20 protein-coding genes are annotated in these 20040 nt (G+C 68.4%); 8 read left to right on the top strand and 12 right to left on the bottom strand.

Annotated elements, in window-relative coordinates; translation table 11 throughout:
• Positions 1-14: 14 nt before the first annotated feature.
• Genes ndk through rpl7ae form a run of 4 tightly spaced genes read right to left on the bottom strand, consistent with a single transcriptional unit; the run spans position 15 to position 1532 of the window.
• A complete protein-coding gene (gene ndk, locus RJT68_RS14925) occupies positions 15-479 on the bottom strand; it encodes a nucleoside-diphosphate kinase (RefSeq protein ID WP_407037343.1) in 465 nt (154 codons plus the stop codon).
• Complete coding sequence (locus RJT68_RS14920) at positions 476-928, bottom strand: 50S ribosomal protein L24e (protein ID WP_407037342.1); 453 nt, start codon at positions 926-928, stop codon at positions 476-478. The genes ndk and RJT68_RS14920 overlap by 4 nt, the downstream gene beginning before the upstream one ends.
• 5 nt (positions 929-933) lie before the next feature.
• Positions 934-1158, bottom strand: coding sequence for a 30S ribosomal protein S28e (locus RJT68_RS14915; RefSeq protein WP_407037341.1), 225 nt, complete (start codon positions 1156-1158; stop codon positions 934-936).
• A gap of 11 nt (positions 1159-1169) precedes the next feature.
• Complete coding sequence (gene rpl7ae / locus RJT68_RS14910; RefSeq protein ID WP_407037340.1) at positions 1170-1532, bottom strand: 50S ribosomal protein L7Ae; 363 nt, start codon at positions 1530-1532, stop codon at positions 1170-1172.
• A 340-nt stretch (positions 1533-1872) separates the two neighbouring features.
• On the opposite strand from rpl7ae, the gene RJT68_RS14905 reads away from it, so the two are divergent.
• The 4 genes from RJT68_RS14905 (at position 1873) to tmcA (ending at position 7214) form a co-directional block, all read left to right on the top strand.
• Positions 1873-2853, top strand: a complete 981-nt coding sequence (locus RJT68_RS14905; protein WP_407037339.1) for an acetamidase/formamidase family protein — start codon at positions 1873-1875, stop codon at positions 2851-2853.
• Between the two features lie 301 nt (positions 2854-3154).
• Positions 3155-4333, top strand: coding sequence for a bacterio-opsin activator domain-containing protein (locus RJT68_RS14900; RefSeq protein ID WP_407040386.1), 1179 nt, complete (start codon positions 3155-3157; stop codon positions 4331-4333).
• A gap of 46 nt (positions 4334-4379) precedes the next feature.
• Positions 4380-4688, top strand: coding sequence for a HalOD1 output domain-containing protein (locus RJT68_RS14895; protein WP_407037338.1), 309 nt, complete (start codon positions 4380-4382; stop codon positions 4686-4688).
• 165 nt (positions 4689-4853) lie between these two features.
• On the top strand, positions 4854-7214 hold the full coding sequence (gene tmcA / locus RJT68_RS14890; protein ID WP_407037337.1) for a tRNA(Met) cytidine acetyltransferase TmcA: 2361 nt from the start codon (positions 4854-4856) through the stop codon (positions 7212-7214).
• 226 nt (positions 7215-7440) lie between these two features.
• Here tmcA and RJT68_RS14885 read toward each other — a convergent pair whose 3' ends face one another.
• A complete protein-coding gene (locus RJT68_RS14885) occupies positions 7441-8178 on the bottom strand; it encodes an SDR family NAD(P)-dependent oxidoreductase (protein WP_407037336.1) in 738 nt (245 codons plus the stop codon).
• 145 nt (positions 8179-8323) lie between these two features.
• Between RJT68_RS14885 and RJT68_RS14880 the strand changes: the two genes are divergently transcribed.
• Positions 8324-8809, top strand: a complete 486-nt coding sequence (locus RJT68_RS14880; RefSeq protein WP_407037335.1) for a DUF456 domain-containing protein — start codon at positions 8324-8326, stop codon at positions 8807-8809.
• Between the two features lie 59 nt (positions 8810-8868).
• On the top strand, positions 8869-9045 hold the full coding sequence (locus tag RJT68_RS14875) for a hypothetical protein (protein ID WP_407037334.1): 177 nt from the start codon (positions 8869-8871) through the stop codon (positions 9043-9045).
• 107 nt (positions 9046-9152) lie between these two features.
• On the opposite strand, the gene RJT68_RS14870 is transcribed toward RJT68_RS14875, so the two are convergent.
• From RJT68_RS14870 to RJT68_RS14860, 3 genes are all read right to left on the bottom strand, one after another.
• Positions 9153-10871, bottom strand: a complete 1719-nt coding sequence (locus RJT68_RS14870; RefSeq protein WP_407037333.1) for a glutamate--tRNA ligase — start codon at positions 10869-10871, stop codon at positions 9153-9155.
• 133 nt (positions 10872-11004) lie between these two features.
• On the bottom strand, positions 11005-12090 hold the full coding sequence (gene idsA3, locus RJT68_RS14865; protein ID WP_407037332.1) for a geranylfarnesyl diphosphate synthase: 1086 nt from the start codon (positions 12088-12090) through the stop codon (positions 11005-11007).
• Between the two features lies 1 nt (position 12091).
• The gene (locus tag RJT68_RS14860; protein ID WP_407037331.1) at positions 12092-13441 is read right to left on the bottom strand and encodes an RNase J family beta-CASP ribonuclease; all 1350 of its coding nucleotides are present in this window, start codon (positions 13439-13441) and stop codon (positions 12092-12094) included.
• Positions 13442-13795: 354 nt separating this feature from the next.
• Between RJT68_RS14860 and trkA the strand changes: the two genes are divergently transcribed.
• On the top strand, positions 13796-15130 hold the full coding sequence (gene trkA, locus RJT68_RS14855; RefSeq protein ID WP_407037330.1) for a Trk system potassium transporter TrkA: 1335 nt from the start codon (positions 13796-13798) through the stop codon (positions 15128-15130).
• Between the two features lie 40 nt (positions 15131-15170).
• On the opposite strand, the gene RJT68_RS14850 is transcribed toward trkA, so the two are convergent.
• From RJT68_RS14850 to RJT68_RS14835, 4 genes are all read right to left on the bottom strand, one after another.
• The gene (locus RJT68_RS14850; protein WP_407037329.1) at positions 15171-15377 is read right to left on the bottom strand and encodes a hypothetical protein; all 207 of its coding nucleotides are present in this window, start codon (positions 15375-15377) and stop codon (positions 15171-15173) included.
• Positions 15374-16924 (bottom strand): TrkH family potassium uptake protein, encoded by a 1551-nt coding sequence (locus tag RJT68_RS14845; RefSeq protein WP_407037328.1) that lies wholly within the window; start codon positions 16922-16924, stop codon positions 15374-15376. The genes RJT68_RS14850 and RJT68_RS14845 overlap by 4 nt, the downstream gene beginning before the upstream one ends.
• A gap of 194 nt (positions 16925-17118) precedes the next feature.
• Positions 17119-17802, bottom strand: coding sequence for a potassium channel family protein (locus tag RJT68_RS14840; protein ID WP_407037327.1), 684 nt, complete (start codon positions 17800-17802; stop codon positions 17119-17121).
• 84 nt (positions 17803-17886) lie between these two features.
• Positions 17887-18132 carry a hypothetical protein gene (locus RJT68_RS14835; RefSeq protein WP_407037326.1) on the bottom strand — a complete coding sequence of 82 codons (246 nt, stop codon included), beginning with the start codon at positions 18130-18132 and terminating at the stop codon, positions 17887-17889.
• Positions 18133-18416: 284 nt separating this feature from the next.
• Between RJT68_RS14835 and RJT68_RS14830 the strand changes: the two genes are divergently transcribed.
• A complete protein-coding gene (locus tag RJT68_RS14830) occupies positions 18417-19955 on the top strand; it encodes a TrkH family potassium uptake protein (RefSeq protein ID WP_407037325.1) in 1539 nt (512 codons plus the stop codon).
• Positions 19956-20040 lie beyond the last annotated feature (85 nt).

Genomic DNA, 20040 nt, shown 5'->3' with positions numbered 1-20040 from the left:
CGCGGTTCGCGGCGCTACTCGTAGAGCCACTCCGCGTCGTGTTGCTCGTAGTCGATCAACTCGTTCTCGTCGAAGTGGATGGCGATCTCGCGCTCGTTCGCGCCCTCGTCCTCGTGGTCGGCAGCATGGACGACGTTGCGGCCCAGGTCGAGCGCGTAGTCGCCGCGGATCGTACCCGGGTCGGCCTCGAGCGGATCGGTCGCGCCGATCATCTGGCGGACCTGCCGCGTGGCGTCCTGGCCCTCCCAGACCATCGGGACGACCGGTCCCGAGGTGATAAAGTCGATCAGGTCGTCGAAGAAAGGCTTGTCCTCGTGCTCGGCGTAGTGCTCTTTCGCCCGCTCCTCGGGCATGTTGATCACCTTGATGCCGACGAGCTTGAGGCCGCGCTCTTCGAGTCGGGAGACGACCTCGCCGACCAGCCCGCGCGCGAACGCGTCGGGCTTGACCATCACGAAGGTGCGCTCGTGGTCGCTCATTCTTCTGACTCCCCGGTTTCCTCGTCGGCGTCTTCGGACCCCTCGTTCTCGCCTTCGGTCTCCGACTCGGTCTCGGCGCCTTCCTCGGGTTCCTCGTCGGCGTCGTCGGTCGCATCGACCGGTTCGTCGCCGGCGGGGACGTCGGCTTCGTCCTCGTCCTTGCCTTCCTCGAGTTCGTCCTCCTCGACGCGGTCCTCGTCCTCGCTCGCCTCGGCCTCCTCGGTTCGGTCGGCTTCGTCGTCGGCGGGCGTGTCGACCTGGGTGGGGCCCTTGTTGCGGCGACCCGCTTCGGTCCACTCGAGGTCGCGCGGTTCGCGGCCGAGCTTGTAGTTCTTCTCCGCTTTCGAGTCGACGAAGTGGAGCACGGTGCCGTCGGTCCGGACGTACATGATGCCCGTCCCGGGTTCGATCTCCTGGCCGGTGTAGTCGCAGGTGCGTTTCTCGACCATCGTTCTCACTGTCCTCCGATGGAGTCGGCCTCGCGGGCGGTCTCGCGCAGCTGGAGGACGTCCCCCTCGCGGACCGGCCCGAGGCAGTTTCGGGTGATGATTCGTCCCTGGTTCTCGCCCTCCTTGATCCGGCACTTGACCTGCATCGCTTCGCCGTGCATGCCGGTCTTGCCGACGATCTCGATGACCTCGGCGGGCGTGGAACCGTTGTCTCCCTCTTCAGCGCTCATCTGTAATCACCTCAGCTGAGGTCCTCGACCTTGTTCGCGATGTCTTCGACGTCGCCCTCGGCGTCGCCGGCGTCGACGATCGCCGCGGCGGCCGAGCCGACCTCGAGGCCGGCGGCGTGGCCGACGTCGTCCTGGGTCTCGATGAAAACGACGGGAATGCCCTTCTCGTCCGCCAGCTCGGGGAGGTGCATCACGATCTCCTCGGGCGAGACGTCCTCCGCGACGTAGACGAGGTCGGCGTTGCCGCGCTCGATCGCCTTCGTCGTCTCGTTCGTTCCTTTCTTTACGCGTCCGGTGTCTCGTGCGACCTCGAGCGCCTCGAGGGCGTCGTCCTGGAGGTCGGCTGGGATCTCTGTGGTTACGTAGACTGCCATTGGTTGTTCACCTCTTCTACGCGTGGGCTCGCGCTCCCCTGCCGTCCGGGGGCTGGGTTGCCGTCGACCGGTGTGGCCGCGCTTCGATTCGAGTCGAGTCGCGGCGGATGCGGTCGACGGGAGTTCCCGGGCCGGATCGGGTCCGGCGGAAGTCCTGTGAGGCTAGGAGCATCATCAACCCCGCGTAGGGTGTACGATTTCCTTGCGCATCACCCCTTAAAAGCGTGTTCAAATGGCCGAGGCCGTGCGATGACTCCGCACGGATCAGATTCTCGCCCCACGGGCTCGCCCGGCTCCGGCGGGTGGACTTTATCCCCTCTCCCGGTGTGGTGCGTGTCGAATGCCGACCGACACCGACGTCGATCACCGGATCAGCGCCACCGACGACGCCGTCAACAGCTCCTGGAACAACGACTTCGAGCCGATACTGACGGTCGAGCCCGGCGACGTCGTCCGCGCGGAGTGTCGCGACGCCACCGACGGACAGCTGGGCCCGGACGCGACGCCCGCCGACGTCGCCGCCGTCGACGTCTCCCGCGTCCACCCGCTGACCGGCCCGATCGCGGTCGAGGGCGCCCGCCCGGGCGACGTCCTCCGCGTCGACCTGCTCGAGTTCGAGCACGAGGGCTGGGGCTACACCGCGGTCCTCCCGGGGGCCGCCGGGCTCGGACTGCTCGCGGACGAGTTCGAGGAGCCGGCGATCCACGCCTGGGACCTGGCCGACGACGTCGCCCGGTTCGTCGACGGAATCGAGGTCCCGATCGACCCGTTTCCCGGGATCGTCGGCGTCGCACCCGCCGAGGACGGCGACCACGAGACGCTTCCGCCGCGCTCCATGGGGGGTAATATCGACGTCAAGCACCTCACGGCGGGGTCGACGCTCTTCCTCCCGGTCGCGGTCGACGGCGCCCTGTTCAGCGTCGGCGACTGCCACGCCGCGCAGGGGGACGGCGAGGTCTGTGGGACGGGGCTCGAGGCCCCGATGACGGTCACGTGCCGGATCGACGTCGAGTCGGACCGGACGATCGAGCGCCCGCAGTTCGAAACCGACGGGCCGTTCACGCCGACCGGACGCGACGAGCGGATGTTCGGAACCACGGGAATCGACGCCGACCCGCGCGAGGCGGCCCGAGGGGCCGTCCGGGCGATGATCGCCCACCTTCGGGACGAACGCGAACTGACACGCGAACAGGCGTACGTCCTCTGTTCGGCGGCCGTCGACCTGAAGATCTCCGAGGCGGTCAACGGTCCGAACTGGGTGGTCTCGGCGTACCTCCCGGAGCGCATCTTCCCGACCGACCGCCGTCGGCCGTCGGAATAGCGGGTGACCGCGAGCGGGCGACCGCGCGGGGACGGCTGTGAGTTGACGACCGCGTGCGTTGTCGACCACGTGGTGATACCCGTCTCGAGCGGCGAGCGTCTTCGCTGCACCCGTCTCGCGCGTCGACGTCCCCGAACGGGACGGTTCGGGGGACCGACCGGTGGTACGCATTTATTCGTCGACGACGTATCCCCCCCGTGAACCACCACACCTCCTCCGGCACGCGGCCCGTTCGTTCCGGTGTGGCGCTTCGAGCCGTCGGGCGGGGGGGACGATCGTGACCGAGTCGCCGACCCCGGGAATGGACGAGTGCGCGAGCGGGGACGACGGAACCGAGGAGTTCGACGCGAGCGGAAGCGACGAACGCGATACGAGCGGGCGCGATGACGCGATCCCGGCGGAACTCGCCGCCCGCGTCTTCGAAGCGGCCCCGATCGGAACCGTCGTGGTCGACTCGGCGGGCGAGATCGCCCACGCGAACGAACGCGCCGCGGAGATCCTCGGGCGCTCGAGGGCGGAACTGATCGGGCGACGGTACGACGATTCCGGCTGGACCCTCTACGACGAGGACGGAGTGGCCCTCACCGGCGACGACCACCCCGTCGGGCGGGTCCTCGAGTCGGGCGATCCGGCGTTCGGGTTCGAACACTGGATCGAACGCCCCGACGGAACCGAGCGCTGGCTCTCGAGCAACTGCGCGCCCCTCCGGTCGGCGGACGGCTCGGCCGATCGCGTCGTCGTCACGTTCGAGGACGTGACGGCGTTGAAACGCCGCGAGCGGCGGCTCACCAGCGACCACCTCAGGCTCGTCGAGTTTCGCACGGACGAGTCCGCGGTCCCGCCTTCCCTTCGCCCGGACGAGATCGAACGCCGCGCCGAGGCGGACCAGGTTCGGGTCGACGTCGACTCGATCGTCTCGCTCCCGGACGGCACGACGGTCCAGTACATGGGGACGTCCGATCTCACCCCGAGCGAGTTCGTCACGGCGGTCGAGGAGGTCCCCCACTACCTCGACGTGCGACTGCTCAGCACGACCGACGGCTACTGCCGCATCGAGGCCCACGCGGAGTCGTCGACGGTCGCCGGCGTGTTCCCCTCCCTCGGGGGACGCGCTCGCGGCATCGTCGTCGGGAGCGACGAGGTGCGGTTCCTCGGAGAACTGCCGGGGGACGTGGACCCGCGGGTGGCCGCGGAGGGGATTCGCGAGTTTCACAGCGGGGTCGAACTGGTCTCCGAGGACCTCGTCTACTCGCCGCACCTGCTGTACGACGTCGTCGCCGACGCGCTCACCGACCGGCAGCTGGCCGTCCTCGACGCGGCTTACTTCGGCGGCTACTTCGACTCGCCGCGGGCCAGCACCGGCGACGAACTCGCCGCGCGCTTCGGCGTGACGCGCCAAACGTTCAACCAGCACCTGCGCAAGGCCCAGCGGACCGTCTTCACCTCCCTGTTCGAGAAATCCGGCGAAGACGCACGCTGACTAGTCAGCGTCTTTCCTTACACCGTCGAACCCGCTAGTAGGGGTAATGTGCACGCAGTCTCACGCCGCCGGCGACGAAACGGGGTACGACCCCACCACCGGAACGTACCACGCGACCTTCGAGCCGACCGCCCCCGACGACTCGGTCGTCGTCGCGATCGTCACCGCCGTCGCGACCGCGACGAACCGTAGCGTCACCGCGCTCGAACCCCTGTACTGGACCGTCGACGCCGAATCGCTCGCCGTCCTCCTCGCGTCGTCCCCGACCGATCCGATCGAGGTGGCGTTCACCTACGAGGACTGTCGCGTGACCGTCTCGAGTCACGGAACCGTCGTCGTCGACCCGTCGGAGTAAGGACGTCGTCCCCCGGAGTAAGGACGTCGTCCCCCGGAGTACGATCGTCCCCTCGGAGTACGGTCGCCCTCTCGGAGCACCCGTTTCTTCCCCGTTCCGCGGATCGTCGACCGCCCGGTGACCGCCTTCCGGTGCCTATTACTCTCGAGGAACCCACGTTCACGCATGGACGACACCGGGGACGCGTCGGGGTCCGGAAGCGCCGTCGAGACCGTCGTCGACCTCGCCGAGTCGCTTCTGGCGGAGGCGGACCGGACGAACGAGCGCCGGGCGCTGGTGCTCGCCGGCGACCGGGAACGCGGCTACGACGTCCTCGAGTCCGTCCTCGACGCGCTGCCGATCGGCATCTCCGATACGACGCTCCTGGGGCCCGAGGATCGGCTCCGCTGCGAGCACCTCCCGCAGGCGAACGCGGGGAAGCTACTCGGAACGACCCGTCGAGCGGCGATCGTCGACGCCCACGAAGGCCTCCGGCCGAACGCGCTGGGATCGGTCGTCGGGGCGGTCGACGGCGGTGGACTGCTGATTTTGGTGACCCCGGATCTCGAGCGCTGGCCGACGGAGCGGGACGCCTTCGACGAGTCGCTCGCCGTGCCCCCGTTCTCGCTCTCGGACGTGACGGGCCGGTTTCGACGCCGTCTCGTCGAGACGCTCCGCGCCCACCGGGGAATCGCCATCGCGAACGTCGAGCGCGATCCCGTCCGGATCGAACGGCAGGGGCTGGCCTACCCCGCGCCGCGACTCCCTCGAGCCCCGCTCGAGCCGCCGACGGACGCCGACTTCCCGAGGGCGGCCTACGAGGCGTGTCTCACGGCCGACCAACTCGAGGCGGTGGCGGCGTTCGAAGGGCTCTCGATCGAGGTCGAGGCTCAGAGACGGGATGCGGACGCGGACGCTGGCCCGCCTGCGAAGCGCGCGCTCGTCCTCGAGGCCGACCGGGGCCGCGGCAAGTCGAGCGCGGCGGGCCTCGCGGCCGGGTGCCTCGCGCTCGAGGGGGCAGACGTCCTCGTCACGGCGCCGACGTTCCAGAACGCGGAGGAGTTGTTCGCCCGCGCGCGGGAGCTGCTCGAGGGGTTCGGGGAACTCGTCGCGACGGAGGAACGAAACGGCGCCCTCGAGACCACTCGCGGCGGTCGGATCCGCTACCTCGAGCCGTCCGCCGCGGGTGAGGCGGTCGACCGAGCTGACGTCGTGATCGTCGACGAGGCGGCCGCGCTCCCGGTGTCGGTGCTCGAGAAGTACCTCGCGGCCGACCGGGTCGCCTTCGCGACCACGATCCACGGCTACGAGGGGGCGGGTCGGGGCTTCTCGGTCCGATTTCGGGATCGCCTCGAGGAGGGCGACCACGCGGTGACCGACGTCTCGATGCTCGAACCGATCAGGTACGCCGCGGGCGATCCGATCGAGGTGTGGGCCTTCCGCGCGCTGGGGCTCGACGCCCGGCCGCCGGTGGATCCCCTCGTCGAGGACGCCGACCCCGAATCGGTCGCGTACCGGCGCCTCGAGCCCGCGGACCTGCTCGCGGACGAGAACCTCCTGCGGGAGACGTTCGGCCTGCTCGTCCTCGCACACTACCGCACGGAGCCGAACGACCTCGCCCGCCTGCTCGACGCGCCCAACCTCGAGACGCGCGTCCTGCTCCACGACGGCCACGTGGTCAGCGTCGCCCTGCTCGCCCGCGAGGGCGGCCTCTCGAGCGAGACCCGTGCGTCGATGTACGAAGGCGGCCGGATCCGGGGGAACATGCTCCCCGACGTCCTCACGAGCCAGCTTCGCGACGAAGCGGCGGGCGCCCCGGTCGGGATCCGGATCGTCCGCATCGCGACCCACCACGCCGCCCGGTCCCGCGGACTCGGGTCGCGCCTCCTCGAGCGCGTGCGCGAGGAGTTCGAATCCGAGGTCGACTGGCTCGGTACCGGCTTCGGCGCGACGCCCGACCTCCTCGCGTTCTGGGATCGGAACGGCTACGGGACGATCCACGTCTCGACGACGCGCAACGACGCCAGCGGCGAGTACTCGGCGATCATGCTCTCGCCGACGAGCGATGCGGGGCGGGACCTGCGCGACCGCCACGCAGCATGGTTCGGTCGCCGGTTCCCCGCCCTCTGCACGGACGCGCTCTCGGACCTCGAGCCGGACGTCGCCCGCGCCGTTCTCCGGAGCGTCGACGCGACGCCGCCGCTCGAACTGTCGGATCACGAGTGGCGCGTCGTGGCGGGGGCGGCCTACGGTCCCGGGCTGTTCGACGTCGATCCGGGGCCGTTCCGGCGGCTCGTCGTTCGCTTTCTCGTGGAGCGCCCCGACGAAATTGACCTGGGCGATCGGGAAGAGCGCCTCCTCGTGCTGCGCGCCCTGCAGGGACGGAAGTGGTCCGGCGTCGCTCGACGCCTCGAGTACCACTCCGCCGGCCAGTGCATGCGATCGTTCGGGGAGGCGCTGTGCCCGCTCGTCGATTACTACGGCGTCGACGCGGGGTCGAAGGCGGCGCTCGAGGTTCGAGAACGGTTCTCGCGCGACGATCGCTGACCCGACTCGAGCCGACCGGGGGCTTTCACCGTGTTCGCAGCTCGTTGTGCGAATGGGTGATCGGCTTTTGTACGAATGGGGGATCGTCCCTCGAGGAGATGAGTCGACGCCGTCCCCGAACCCCATCACGGATGGATCGGTCAGGGAACCGATCCGACGCCGACGTCAATCCGAGGATTTCACGGCACGGTCGGAACGGATACGCGTGAATTGGGAAGAGATTCCGTCAGGCGACCAGCCTTCTACGCACCGATTCTGGCATCGCCTTCAGCAGCCAGGCGACGAGTCGCCACCGGCGCGTCACGTAGACGTGCTCGCGTTCCTTCCGGATCGCTCGAGCGATCTGCTCGGCGGCCGTCTCGGGCGAGCACTCCCAGAAGCTGCCGTAGGACAGCTCGGTGTCGACGTATCCCGGTTCGACCGTCGTGATCGCCACGTCCGACTCGCTCCGGGACTGGCGGGCCCGCAGCCCCTCGAGGTACCGGGAGACGAACGCCTTCGAGGCGCTGTAGGCGGGCAGGGCCCCGATACCGACGTGGGCCGCGACGGAGGAGATGCCCACGAGGTGGCCGTCGCGTTCCTTCTCGGGGGTGGGCGTCGTCTCGAAGTACTCGAGCGCCGCCGTCGCGACGGCGACGAAGCCGCGGACGTTGACGTCGATCGTCCGGCGCTCGTCGGTCCACTCGAGGTCGGGGTTGATCGACCCGACGCCGGCGCTGAGGACGACCACGTCGACCGCCGGCATCGCGTTCGCCAGTTCGAAAAAGCCCTCGCGGGCGTCGGCGGTGTCCGTGACGTCCATCGTCGCGACGTAGGCCTTCGTCGGCAGTTCCGCGCCGATCGCTTTCATCCGCTCCGTCCGGCGGGCCGCGAGGCCGACCTCGTAGCCGTCGGCGGCGAGTTCTCGAGCCAGCGCCTCGCCGATACCGGAGGAGGCGCCGACGATGATCGCTCCCTTCGTCATACGCACCCGTTCGCCCGCTGGAACGTAACGATACTGGACTCGAGGCCGGGTCGCCGACGCCGGTCCCGAGGACGACGTCGACCTCGGCCGTCTTCGAAGGCGGGAAGCCTTTGCCCGCTCCCGTCGTACCTCGAGCCGAAACACGATGGTCGACGCCCTCTCGGTCCTGGCGGTCGCGTTGCTCGTCGTCGCGGTCCTCGGGACCGTCGTCCCGCTCGTCCCGAGCGGCCTCCTCTCGCTGGCCGGCCTCTACCTCTACTGGTGGAACGCCGGGTTCTCCGAACCGGGACCCGTCGCGCTGGCGGTGCTCACCGCGCTGGCCCTCGTCGCCGCGCTCGTCGAGTTCTTCGGGGGGTCGCTGGCCGCGAAGGCCGGCGGCGCCTCGTGGGGGACCACCGGCGTCGCCGCCGCCGTCGCCATCGCACTGATGCTCGTCACCGGGCCCCTCGGCCTGCTCGTCGGCCTCTTCGGAACCGTGTTCCTCCTCGAGTTCGTCCGGAGCCGAGACCTCCACGGGAGCGGCCGCTCGGCCGTCTACGCGACCCTCGGGACGCTCGCCTCGACGGCGATGCAGGTGGTGCTGACGGTGACGATCCTGCTCGGCTTCCTCGTCGCCGTGATCGTCTTCTGACGGCCGGCCGTCCGGCCAGGAAAGGAATTTGGGCGTCGCCGCCGTCTCCTTCGGTCGAGATGGACGAGGAACGGACGTGTTCTGAATCGGACTGCGAACGCCCGATCGCCGTGGAATTGCACGTTCCCTGGGACGAGAACCGCTTCGTCTGCGCGGCCCACGCCAGGGTGCTGGGGCGGCGGGACGGCGTGGTCGCCGATCCGCTGCCCGACAGCGCGGACGACCTGCTCGAGTGACTCCCGTCGGCACTCGGGGCAGGCCGAAGCCGGAGCAGAGTTGGTAGAGTCGGGGAGGTCGGCGGAAGGGAGGAACGAAGTCGCGTCGGGGTCGACGGTCTCGTCGTTCAGGGGTGGGCGTAGTACGCCACCGCCTCGTCGTCCTCGTGCAGATCGAATCTGGCGAAGCCGACGCGCTCGAATTGCACCAGCGCGTCGGCCTCGAGGTCGGCGACGCAGGGTTCCGCGCGTCCGCGTTCGTCACCCTCCATCGTGCGCAGGCGAACGGGGACGCTCTCGTCGGCGGGCACCCAGTGGACGACGTCCACGTCGCCCTCGCGGACGACGTCGATCCCCTCGCCGGTGTACTGGAGGGCGTCCCGCGTGTACTGGAAGCAGCCCAGCCCCTTGAGCCAGACGCGCTCCTCGCGCGCGGGGAGGTCGCCCTCCTCGAGGAGGACGGCGTCGCTCACGGGAATGTCCCGAACGCCGCGCTCCTCGTGATCGGGGTGCAGCGGCGGGTTCGCCTCCTCCGGCGGGCTCCCGCCGAGGGGGAGTTCGACGCCGTCGCGGACGAGGAAGCGCCGGTCGGTCTCGTCGTCGATCAACTCCCGATTGTGCGCGTAGATCGAACTCATCGCGAGGTCGACGTCGCTGGTCGAGGTGCCGAGTTCGACCATCGCTTCCGTGATGGCCTCGCCGCGGATGCCCCGGCGTCGCAGGCTCGCGATCGTCGGCGCGCGGGGGTCGTCCCAGCCGGTGAGTTCGCCCTCGTCGATCAGCTCCTTGATCCGCGAGGTGGACATCTTCACGTCGTACTCGTCGAGCTGGACGTGACCCCAGTGGACGACCTCGGGGTACTCCCAGTCGAAGTAGTCGTAGACGAACCGCTGGCGCTTGGCGGAGTCTTGCAGGTCGATCCCGCGGATGATGTGGGTGACGCCGATCAGGTGGTCGTCCACCCCCGACTGGAAGTCGAGCATCGGCCAGCAGCGGTACTCGCTAGCCTCCTCGCGCGGGTGGGGCGTGTCGACCATCCGGAAGGCGACCCAGTCGCGCAGCGCCGGGTTCTTGTGCTCGATGTCCGTCTTCACGCGGAGCACCATCTCGCCGCCGTCGTACTCGCCGCCGACCATCGACTCGAACTCCTCGAGGACCGTCTCGACGTCCTTGTCGCGGTGGGGGCAGGGCTCGCCGGCGTTCTTCAGTTCGGAGAACTCCTCGCCGGGACAGGAGCAGGTGTAGGCTCCCTCCATCTCGATCAGGTCGCGGGCGCGGTCGTAGTAGGTCTCGAGTCGGTCCGACGCCCGAAACACCTCGTCGGGCTCGAACCCGAGGTACTCGAGGTCCGCCAGAATCGCGTCGTAAGCGTCGAGGTCCGGCCGCTTCGTCTCGGGATCGGTGTCGTCGAAGCGGACGCAGAACCAGCCGTCGTAGCGCTCCTTGTAGGTCCCGATGACGGCCGGCATCCGGGCGTGGCCGACGTGCCACGGGCCGTTGGGGTTTGGCGCACAGCGCATCCGCACCTCGTCGTACTCCTCGGCGTTCGGCAGGTCCGGGAGGGGGTGGTCCTCGCCCTCCTCCTCGGCCTCCATCTCCGCGAGTTCCTCCGGGGCGAGTTCCTCGAGTCGGGCGCGCTTCTCGGCGTACTCGAGGTCGTTGACCCGACTCACGACGCCGCCGATGACCCCCGGGACCTCGTCGGCGTGCTCGCGGAAGGCGGGGTTCTCGCCCATCAGCGGCCCCATGACGGCCCCGACGTTCGCGTCGCTCTCGTGCTTGACCGCGTTCAAGAGCGCGTGCTTCTCGGCCTCGCGCTCGACGCGTTCGCGTAACTCGTCGTCCATTGGGGGGTGGTATTCGCGCCCCGGTCAAAACCCCCGCGATGTGGCCCCAACGTCAGGGCACGGTCATCGAACCGCTCGCGTTCCGTTCCCGTCGCTCACGGACGAGAAACGGTCGGAGGGAACTGCTGTCGGCTCAGTACCCGCGCTCGATCAGATAGTCCGCCAACTCGAACAGCAGGTCCCGCGCCTCGTTGTCCGGCAGCACCTCGAGTCGCTCCTTTCCCCGGTCGACGAGGTCGCGCGCCATCTCGTTGGCGTACTCGATGGAGCCGACCTCCCGAAGGGCGGCGACGGCCTCGTCGATCTCGGCCTCGGTGACGTCGTCGACGCGCTCGGTGTCCACGAGGCCCTCGACGTCGACGCCGCGCTCGCGGGCGTGGACGGTGATAAGCGTCTTCTTGTTCTCGACGAGGTCGCTGCCGCGCTGTTTGCCGAGTTTCTCGCTCGGGACGGTCAGATCGAGGACGTCGTCCTGGATCTGGAACGCTCGGCCGACGTCGAGGCCGTATCCGTAGAGGGCGTCGACCGTCGCTTCGTTCGCGCCGAGCAGGATGGCGGGGAGGCACGCCGAGGCGGCGTACAGCACCGCGGTCTTCTGTTCGACCATCTCGAGGTACTCCTCGGGGGTGACGTCGTCGCGCTCCTCGAAGGTGACGTCGAGCGACTGCCCCTCGCAGATCTTCGTGCAGGTCGTCGCCAGGATGTCGAGGGCTTCGACGGTCCGCTCGGGGACGGCGCCCGTCTCGAGCATCACTTCGAACGCCTTCGAGTACAGGGTGTCGCCGGCGAGAATCGCCGTCTCGAGGTCGTACTCCTTGTGGACCGCCGGCACGCCGCGCCGGAGGTCGTCGTCGTCCATGATGTCGTCGTGGATCAGGGTGAACGACTGGATGACCTCGACGCTGACGGCGGCGGCCATCGCGTCGACCTCGCGGGGGCCGTCCTCGTTTCCCGCCGACAGGGGGTTCGTCGCCTCGAGCGTCGGGAACGACCGGTAGTCGGTCGAGAGCGGTTCGACGTCGAGCAGCGCCTCGGCGGCTGTCAGGAGGACGGTCGGCCGAAGTCGCTTTCCGCCGGCGTCGAGCAGGTACCGGGAGGCTTCGTAGAGCCGCTCCGGTCGCTGGATCGGCAACTCCTCGGGGATGGCCTCGTTGACCCGCTCGCGACGCTTTCGAACCGCCTCGAGCACCGCCTCTTCTCGTGCCTCGGGAGTGGTCATATCAGTCGACGAGCGTGATCAGGTTGCCGTTGCGCGTGACGTGGACGTCCCGGCCCATGGCGTACCCCTGGTTCTCGCAGAGGCCCACGTACCCGGAGAACCCTTTGAGGTCCTGGTGGGCGGGGATGACGTGCTGGGGCTGGAGCGCGTCGAGCATCTCGTAGTGGCCCTCCTGGCAGAGGTGGCCCGAGACGTGGATGTCGGAGTAGACGCGCGCGCCCTGCATCCCGAGGAGCTTTTCGGCCTGGTACCGCTGCCCCTCGTTCGTGGGTTCGGGGATGACGCGGGCGGAGAAGACGATCTTGTCGCCGTCGTCCAGTTCGTAGGGCGTCTCGCCGCGGGCCATGCGGGTGAGCATCGCGCGCGGTTCGCCCTGGTGGCCCGTGACGACGGGCAGGAAGTTCTCCTTGCCCTCGTTCATGATCCGCTTGAACGTGCGATCGACCGACTTGCGGTGGCCGAACATCCCCAGGTCGGAGGGGAAGTCGACGAAGTCGAGCCGTTCTGCCGTGCCGGAGTACTTCTCCATCGATCGGCCGAGCAGGACCGGTTGACGGCCGATGTCGTGGGCGAACTCGACGAGCGAGTGCACGCGGGCGATGTGGCTCGAGAACGTGGTGGCGACGATGCCGCCGTCGTAGTCCTCCATGCTGTAGAGGACGTCCCGGAGGTGCTCGCGGGCGACGCGCTCGCTGGGGGTTCGCCCCTGCTTGTTCGCGTTGGTGCAGTCTTCGATGTAACACAGCACCCCGTTGCCCTCGCGTCCGATCTCGCGGAAGCGCTGCATGTCGATCGGGTCGCCGAGCACCGGCGTGTGGTCCATGCGCTTGTCCAGCCCGTAGACGATGGCGCCCTCGGGCGTGTGGAGCACGGGGTTGATCGCGTCGATGATCGAGTGGGTCACGTTGACGAACTCGAGTTCGACCCCGTGATCGCCGATCGTCATCGACTCGCCGGGATCCATCTTGATCAGGTCGTTCTCGACGCCGAACTTCTGCTCGCTCTGGATCTGCTGTTTGACCAGCTCGATCGTGAAGGGCGTCGCGACGACGGGGGCGTTGTACCGGTGGGCCAGCTTGCTGATGGCGCCGATGTGGTCCAGGTGGCCGTGGGTCGGCACGATCGCCTGGACGTCGCCCTCGAGGTCGGACATGACGCGGTCGTCGGGGATCGCGCCCATGTCGATCAGGTCCAAACTGTGCATCCGCTCGGTTTCGACGTTGTCGTGGATGAGAACCTGCGAGAGGTTCAGTCCCATGTCGAAGATGACGACGTCGTCACCGGCGCGGACGGCGGTCATCTGCCGTCCGACTTCCTCGTATCCGCCAATTGTTGCGATTTCGATTTCCATTGTTGTAGCACTGAAAGCCGCGTATTGTGGACTCTCATCGAAACGGTCCGCGGACTCCCGGTTCGCACGGCCCCGGCGTCTTCCAGCTCGTCGGCCATCCCGCTATGCGCTCGTCTCGGTTCGCGGACGACGAATCGTCCCCGAACCCCCCACGGCACCGCCGTGAGCCTCGAACGCACTTGCCCGCGGGTTTCGCTACCCCATCGTACACGCCGGGGTGTTAAAAACACCGCGGGTTACGAGGCGCCGGGTGGCACGTGCCGGGTCAGCGTCAATTTTCACAGCGCCACGCGCTCCGTAACGCATTTGCCGGTTCCCTCGCAACTGCGGCCCAATGAACGCAGGGGGATCCCCGTGTACGTGATCGTCGTCGGCGCCGGCGAGGTGGGCCGGTCGATCGCGTCGAACCTCGCGGAGACGCACGACGTCGTCGTGATCGATCGCGATAGCGACGTCACCGAGGAGCTGACCTACTCGCACGACGTGCTGACGGTCACCGGCGACGGCACCGACATCGAGACGCTGCTCGAGGCGGGACTCGAGAAGGCCGGGCTGGTGATCGCGTGTACGGACGACGACGAGACCAACGCCGTCGTCTGCGGGGCCACCAAAACCAGGAGCGACGCGTTCACGATCGCCCGCGTCCGCCGGCGGACCCTGCTCGAGACGTGGCAGGGCTCCCAGGGCGCCTTCGGCGTCGACTTCATGGTCTGTATGGACCTGCTGACCGCCCAGGCGATCTTTCGCATCTCCGGGCTGCCCCGCGCCCAGGACGTCGACACCTTCGCCGGCGGCCTCGTCCGGATGGCCGAGTTCGACGTCGGCCCGGAGAGCCCCGTCGCGAACAGGACGGTGCAGGAGGCCGACCGGTACGACTCGCTGACGTTCGCGGCCATCTTCAGGGACGACGAGATGCTCGTCGCCCAGGGCGACACCGTGATTCGGCCGTGCGATCGGATCGTCGTCATCGGCAGCCCCGACTCCGTTCGCCGCTTCGCCGACGACGTCGCCATCACGCCGGACACCGAGACCGAGGAGGTCGTCATCGTCGGCGGGAGCGAGATCGGCTTCCAGGCCGCCCGCGAGTTCGCCGAACACGGCTTCCGGCCGCGGTTGATCGAACGGGACCACGACCGCGCCCGCTTCATCGCCGAGGCGATCCCCGAGGCGATGGTGATGGAGAGCGACGCGACGGACGCCGAGTTCCTCGCCCGCGAGCACGTCGACGAGGCCGACGTCGTCATCGCCGCCCTCGACAGCGACGAGAAGAACCTGCTGGTCTCGCTGCTGGCCGGACGACTCGGCGTCGACCGCACGGTCGCCGTCATCGAGAACGTCGAGTACACCGACCTCTTCGAGGCCGTCGGCATCGACGTCGCGGTCAACCCCCGCGAGGAGACCGCGGAGGAGATCGTTCGATTCACCCGCACCGACCGCACCGAGAAGATCGCCATGCTCGAGCACGACCGCGCCGAGGTGATCGAGATCGAAGTGGGTTCGGAGAGCGTCCTCGCGGACCGCGAGATCGCCGACGCGACGACGGATCTCCCGAGCGGCGTCGTCATCGGCGCCATCTCCCGGGCCGGCAACCACATCACCCCGCGCGGGACGACGGTGATCCGCCCCGGCGACCACGTCGTCGTCTTCGTCGACGCGCGGGTGCTCGACGAGGTCGTCTCTGCGATCTAGAGCCCTCGATTCCTCGTTCCACTCGAGTCGCGGTCGCCCGTCAATCCCCCTCGAGTGCCCGGTAGAGCACGTACGAGACGAAGGCGACGAGGTAGGCGACCGCGACGGCGACTGCTGCCGGCGACCGCCCGAGCACCGCGAGGACGACCACGACGGCCGGACCGGCGAGGAGGAGCCACTCGTACCCCCGGTCGTCCGGGGTAAACTCCTGGAGCCGATTCGCGAACCGACCGCCGGGGACGTTCATCGGTACAGCCCTCCCCGGCGGAAGAGCGCCCGGAGCGTTACGAGAACGGGGATGATCTCGAGCCGGCCGATCCACATGTTGAACAGCAAGACGACCTTCGCGACCGTCGGTAGCGAGTCGGGGCCGGTGATGCCCGCCGAGAGGCCGACGTTACCCTGGGCGCTCGCGACCTCGAAGAGCACGTTCTCGAGGGTGTACTCCCCGGATGGAAGGGTAAAGAGGAGCGTGAAGGCGCCGACGCCGAGGAAGACGATCCAGAGGAAGGCGATGATGGCGGCCTCCTCGAACTCCTGGCGCATCTCCGTCCGCGAGAGTCGTCTGCCGTCGATCTTCAGACGCCGGACCGCCGAGTCCGGGTAGAAGACGTCGGTGATCCGGTGATTGACCCCCTTCACGAGCGTGATCGCGCGGATCAGCTTGATCCCGCCCACGGTCGAGCCGGCCGCGCCGCCGACGACCATGCCGAAGACGACGGTCAGCTGAGCCTGGGCCGGCCAGCGGCCGAGCGCGACGTTGGTCGCGTCTACCGCCGTCTGGAAGCCCGCGCAGGTCGCTGCCGAGACGAACTGGAAGATCCCGTACCTGAACGCCTCGAAGAGGGTATCGTACGTTCCGCCGGCGTACAACATCCAGGTGAGCGCGGCCGATCCGGCGCCCATGTAGACGAACACCCAACGCGTCTGGACGTCCGCGTAGAAGTTTCGAAGTTCCCCGCGAAGGATGAGGTAGTGGACCGGGAACGCGATGCTCCCGAGCAGCATGATCGGGACGAGCGCGAAGTCGATGGCGGCGCTGTCGTAGGTGGCGATCGACTCGTCGGTGACCGAGTACCCGCCGGTCGACAGCCCCGTCATGGCGTGGTTGATCGCGTCCCACATGGGCATCCCGACGAGCCACAGCGCGACGATCGAGAGGAGCGTGAAGAGGATGAAGATCCACCAGATCGTCTGGACCGTCGAGACGATGCTCGGGTGGATGCGGTCGGATCGCGCCTCGCTCTCGTAGAGGGTGAGCGATCCGCTGCCCGGTCGCGCGAGGACGGCCGTCGTCAGGACGATCACGCCGACGCCGCCGATCCACTGGGTGAACGACCGCCACCACTGCAGGGTCCGGGGCAACACCTCCTCGTCGTCGGTCATCGTCAGTCCGGTCCCGGTGAAGCCGCTCATGCTCTCGAAGAGCGCGTTGAGCGGGTCGGTGAACGCCGCGAGCGTCTCGGTCCGGGCCGGCGTCGCGAGCACGGCCGGCGAGAGTTCCACGGTCCAAGCGATCAGGTAGAACGGGAACCCCCCGAAGACGGCGACGCAGAACCACCCGATCGCGGCGATCATCATCCCGTGGAGCTTTCCCGGATCCGCGGCGTCCCGGTACCTCGCGGCGAGGTAACGGCCGACGCCGAACGGGAGCAGTCCGGAGACGAAAAGCCCAGGGATCGCGTAGTATTCGCCCCAGACGAGCGGAACGGCCGTCGAGACGAACAGCAACGCGGCGAGCGCCTGAAGGATCCGTCCGACGTCCCTCGAAATCGTCTCTCTCGCCCCTTTCATCTACCCGTTCCGTGCTCTACCGGGGTTCATATACGCACCGAAGTCCGAACGGCCCGTTCGAGGCCGAACGGGCCGCCCTCGGGTCGACGCGAGTCGAGCGATCGACTCGGAGCACACGGACCGGGGTCGGGTTGTCGGGTCCCCAACTCGAGCGGTCGAGCACCGTGTGACCGCCGGGCCGACCCTGACCGGGGTCACGGTCGATCGGGTTCGTGGCGAAACACCTCGACAACGTCGGCGGTCACGCCGGAGGCCGAGTAGACGGTCACCAGGTCGCCGGCTTCGACGAGGGTGTTCCCCTGGGGCGTGACCGGTTGATCCCGTCCGTCGCGTTCGATGGCGACGACCAGCACGTCGTCGGGGAGGATTCCGTCGGTCGCGGCCTCCTGAAGCGTCCGCCCCGCGATAGGTGCCCCGTCGTCGACGGTGATCTCGAAGACCTCGGCCTCATCGCCGATCCGCATGTAGTCGACGATCGAGGGCCGAACGACCGCGCGGTAGAGGTGCTCCGCGATCACCTCCTCCGGGTTCCGCATCGTGTTCGCGCCGATCCGCCGAAACAGCGGCATGTGTTCGGGGTTGTGGACGACCGAGACGACCGTCGGAATCTCGAGTTCGTTCGCCAGGAGGCAGATCATGATGTTCGTCGCGTCCTGATCAGTCGTCGAGATGATCGCGTCGGCCCGATCCGCTCCCGCGTCTTCGAGCGTCTTCTTGATCGTCGCGTCCGCGTTGAGGATCAGACAGTCGTACGCCCCGGCGAGGCGGTCCGCCCGCTCCTCGTCGCGCTCGATGACGACGACCTCGTTCCCCGAGCGCGTCGCGATGTCGACCAGGGGCGTTCCGATGTCGCCCGCACCGACGATGATGATGTACATCTACCGGAACGGTTTCGACTCGTGTACGAAAACACATTCGTAGACGGACCGATCGAGCCGACGACCCGAGCGCCGTCTCCCCCCTCACCGAGGGCGGCGGCGCCACCGCTTCTCGGCTTTCTCCGCCTCCGCGGACCGCTCGAGTATCTCGGAGACGGCCCAGATCGCCCAGAGACACAGCGCCGCCAGTAAGACGGCCATCTCGACCCTGATGAACGTCCCGTGCCAGAGGGTGAGGACGATCGCCATCAGCGTCACCCCGGCGGCGACGGTCCCGAACACGTCGTAGAACGTCCGGGGGTGACGAATGTCTGGCGCACGCACGTTCATACGTGAACGTACGCGCTACACGGACAAAACTCCCGTGGCGGGTCCCGCCGATCGGAAACCCCCTCGCGCCGTCACCGGCCGTCCCCGTCGGGGAGGTCGTCGGCGGGCGTAGACGTTCCCGGTCATCGGTCGGGAGGAAATCCACGTTCCAGCCGTCGGCGAACCGCCGAGTCCGCGCTCCCGGTCGTCGCGCGCCGACACCGATTCGTTACGATGGATTAATACGAACGACCCGAATTTCGTTAGGATATCGTGGCCGAGAGTCGTCGTTTCCGGGTGATCGGATGAGGGTTCGAATCGACTGGCGCGTCAGTTTGGCGCTCACGGGAACCGTCCTGAAGTATCTCTCCGTGCCCCTCCTCATTCCGCTCGGGGTGGCCCTCATCTACGGCGAGGCGATCGTCACCTTCGTGGCGACCATCGCTCTCACCGTCGCCGTCGGCCACGCCCTCGAGCGGCTCAGCGACGAACTGGAGTTGCGGATCCGGGAGGCGATGCTGTTCGTCGCGGCCGCGTGGCTGGCGGTGGCGGTCGTCGGCGCCGTCCCGTACGTGATCGCGGGGTACGGGACGGAATCGGCGCTGGCGTCCCCCGTAAACGCGCTCTTCGAGTCGATGTCCGGGTTCACGACCACGGGTGCGACGGTGACGGAGGAGATCTCGTTCGATCGTCACCCCCACGCGATCCTCATGTGGCGACAGCTCACCCAGTGGCTCGGCGGGATGGGGATCATCGTCCTGATGGTGGCCATCCTCCCGGAACTGGCCGTGAGCGGCGCCCAACTCGTCCAGTCGGAGGCCCCGGGTCCCCAACTGCAGAAGCTCACCCCCCGGATCGCCGAGACGGCGCGCATCCTCTGGCTCGTCTACTTCGGGTTCACGGCCCTCTTCGTCGCCCTCCTCTACGGGCTCCACCTCGCCGGACTGGCGCCGGAGATGACCCTCTACAACGCCGTCGCCCACGCGTTCACCACGCTCCCCACCGGCGGATTCTCGCCGGAGGCCGACAGCGTCGCGGCCTTCTCGCCGGTCGTCCAGTGGCTCACCGTCCCGTTCATGGTGATCGCCGGGACGAACTTCGCCCTCTTCTGGTACGTCTTCCGCCGCGAGAGCCACGAATTCGTCCGAAACCCGGAGTTCCGGGCCTACGTCGCGGCCATCGCGTCGCTGACCGTCCTGCTGGCGAGCATGCTCTACCTCGGCACCGCTCCGTCCCTCGGGAGCCTCGGCGGGACGACGGCCGGCGCGCTCGAGAACTCGCTCCGCCAGAGCGCCTTCCAGATCACGTCGTTGCTGACCTCGACCGGGTACGCGACGAGCGATTACGTCCAGTGGAGCGGTCGGGGGAAACTCGTGCTCCTGTTCGCGATGTTCGTCGGCGGCTCGGCCGGCTCGACCGGCGGCGGGATCAAGGTCATCCGGTGGCTGATCGTCCTCAAGGTCCTGCGCCGGGAGCTGTTCACCGCCGCCCACCCGGAGGTCGTCCACCCGATCCGCCTGGGCGGCACCGTCGTCGACGAGGACGCCGTCCGCGGCGTCCTCGGCTTCACGTTCCTGTACCTGTTCATCTTCGCGCTCGCGGCGCTGTTCCTCGCCCTCGACGCCAGCCGGGTCGGGTACGACCTGAGCCCGCTCGAGGCGTTCAGCGCGAGCCTCGCGACGCTCGGGAATATCGGCCCCGGATTCGGGTCGATCGGGCCGTACGGCAGCTTCGAAGCGTTCCCCCGCAGTTCGAAGCTGGTGATGATCTTCCTCATGTGGATCGGCCGACTGGAGATCGTTCCGGTGCTCGTGCTCTTCACCGGCGAGTTCTGGCGTCGGTGACGGTCGCGGACGTCCGCCACCGGACTGACGCCCGTCCGGCCGCAGTACCGCCGTATTCCGCGGCCCGCTTCCCCCTCCTCCCCTC

The organism is Halovalidus salilacus, from assembly GCF_031852275.1.
Classification (GTDB): domain Archaea; phylum Halobacteriota; class Halobacteria; order Halobacteriales; family Natrialbaceae; genus Halovalidus; species Halovalidus salilacus.
This window is presented reverse-complemented; position numbering and strand designations above follow the sequence as displayed.

Bases quoted from the DNA above. Each gene is read 5' to 3' on its own strand.
- ndk (WP_407037343.1), bottom strand. From the start codon at position 479: ATGAGCGACCACGAGCGCACCTTCGTGATGGTCAAGCCCGACGCGTTC.
- RJT68_RS14920 (WP_407037342.1), bottom strand. From the start codon at position 928: ATGGTCGAGAAACGCACCTGCGACTACACCGGCCAGGAGATCGAACCC.
- RJT68_RS14915 (WP_407037341.1), bottom strand. From the start codon at position 1,158: ATGAGCGCTGAAGAGGGAGACAACGGTTCCACGCCCGCCGAGGTCATC.
- rpl7ae (WP_407037340.1), bottom strand. From the start codon at position 1,532: ATGGCAGTCTACGTAACCACAGAGATCCCAGCCGACCTCCAGGACGAC.
- RJT68_RS14905 (WP_407037339.1), top strand. From the start codon at position 1,873: ATGCCGACCGACACCGACGTCGATCACCGGATCAGCGCCACCGACGAC.
- RJT68_RS14900 (WP_407040386.1), top strand. From the start codon at position 3,155: ATGGACGAGTGCGCGAGCGGGGACGACGGAACCGAGGAGTTCGACGCG.
- RJT68_RS14895 (WP_407037338.1), top strand. From the start codon at position 4,380: ATGTGCACGCAGTCTCACGCCGCCGGCGACGAAACGGGGTACGACCCC.
- tmcA (WP_407037337.1), top strand. From the start codon at position 4,854: ATGGACGACACCGGGGACGCGTCGGGGTCCGGAAGCGCCGTCGAGACC.
- RJT68_RS14885 (WP_407037336.1), bottom strand. From the start codon at position 8,178: ATGACGAAGGGAGCGATCATCGTCGGCGCCTCCTCCGGTATCGGCGAG.
- RJT68_RS14880 (WP_407037335.1), top strand. From the start codon at position 8,324: ATGGTCGACGCCCTCTCGGTCCTGGCGGTCGCGTTGCTCGTCGTCGCG.
- RJT68_RS14875 (WP_407037334.1), top strand. From the start codon at position 8,869: ATGGACGAGGAACGGACGTGTTCTGAATCGGACTGCGAACGCCCGATC.
- RJT68_RS14870 (WP_407037333.1), bottom strand. From the start codon at position 10,871: ATGGACGACGAGTTACGCGAACGCGTCGAGCGCGAGGCCGAGAAGCAC.
- idsA3 (WP_407037332.1), bottom strand. From the start codon at position 12,090: ATGACCACTCCCGAGGCACGAGAAGAGGCGGTGCTCGAGGCGGTTCGA.
- RJT68_RS14860 (WP_407037331.1), bottom strand. From the start codon at position 13,441: ATGGAAATCGAAATCGCAACAATTGGCGGATACGAGGAAGTCGGACGG.
- RJT68_RS14850 (WP_407037329.1), bottom strand. From the start codon at position 15,377: ATGAACGTCCCCGGCGGTCGGTTCGCGAATCGGCTCCAGGAGTTTACC.
- RJT68_RS14845 (WP_407037328.1), bottom strand. From the start codon at position 16,924: ATGAAAGGGGCGAGAGAGACGATTTCGAGGGACGTCGGACGGATCCTT.
- RJT68_RS14840 (WP_407037327.1), bottom strand. From the start codon at position 17,802: ATGTACATCATCATCGTCGGTGCGGGCGACATCGGAACGCCCCTGGTC.
- RJT68_RS14835 (WP_407037326.1), bottom strand. From the start codon at position 18,132: ATGAACGTGCGTGCGCCAGACATTCGTCACCCCCGGACGTTCTACGAC.
- RJT68_RS14830 (WP_407037325.1), top strand. From the start codon at position 18,417: ATGAGGGTTCGAATCGACTGGCGCGTCAGTTTGGCGCTCACGGGAACC.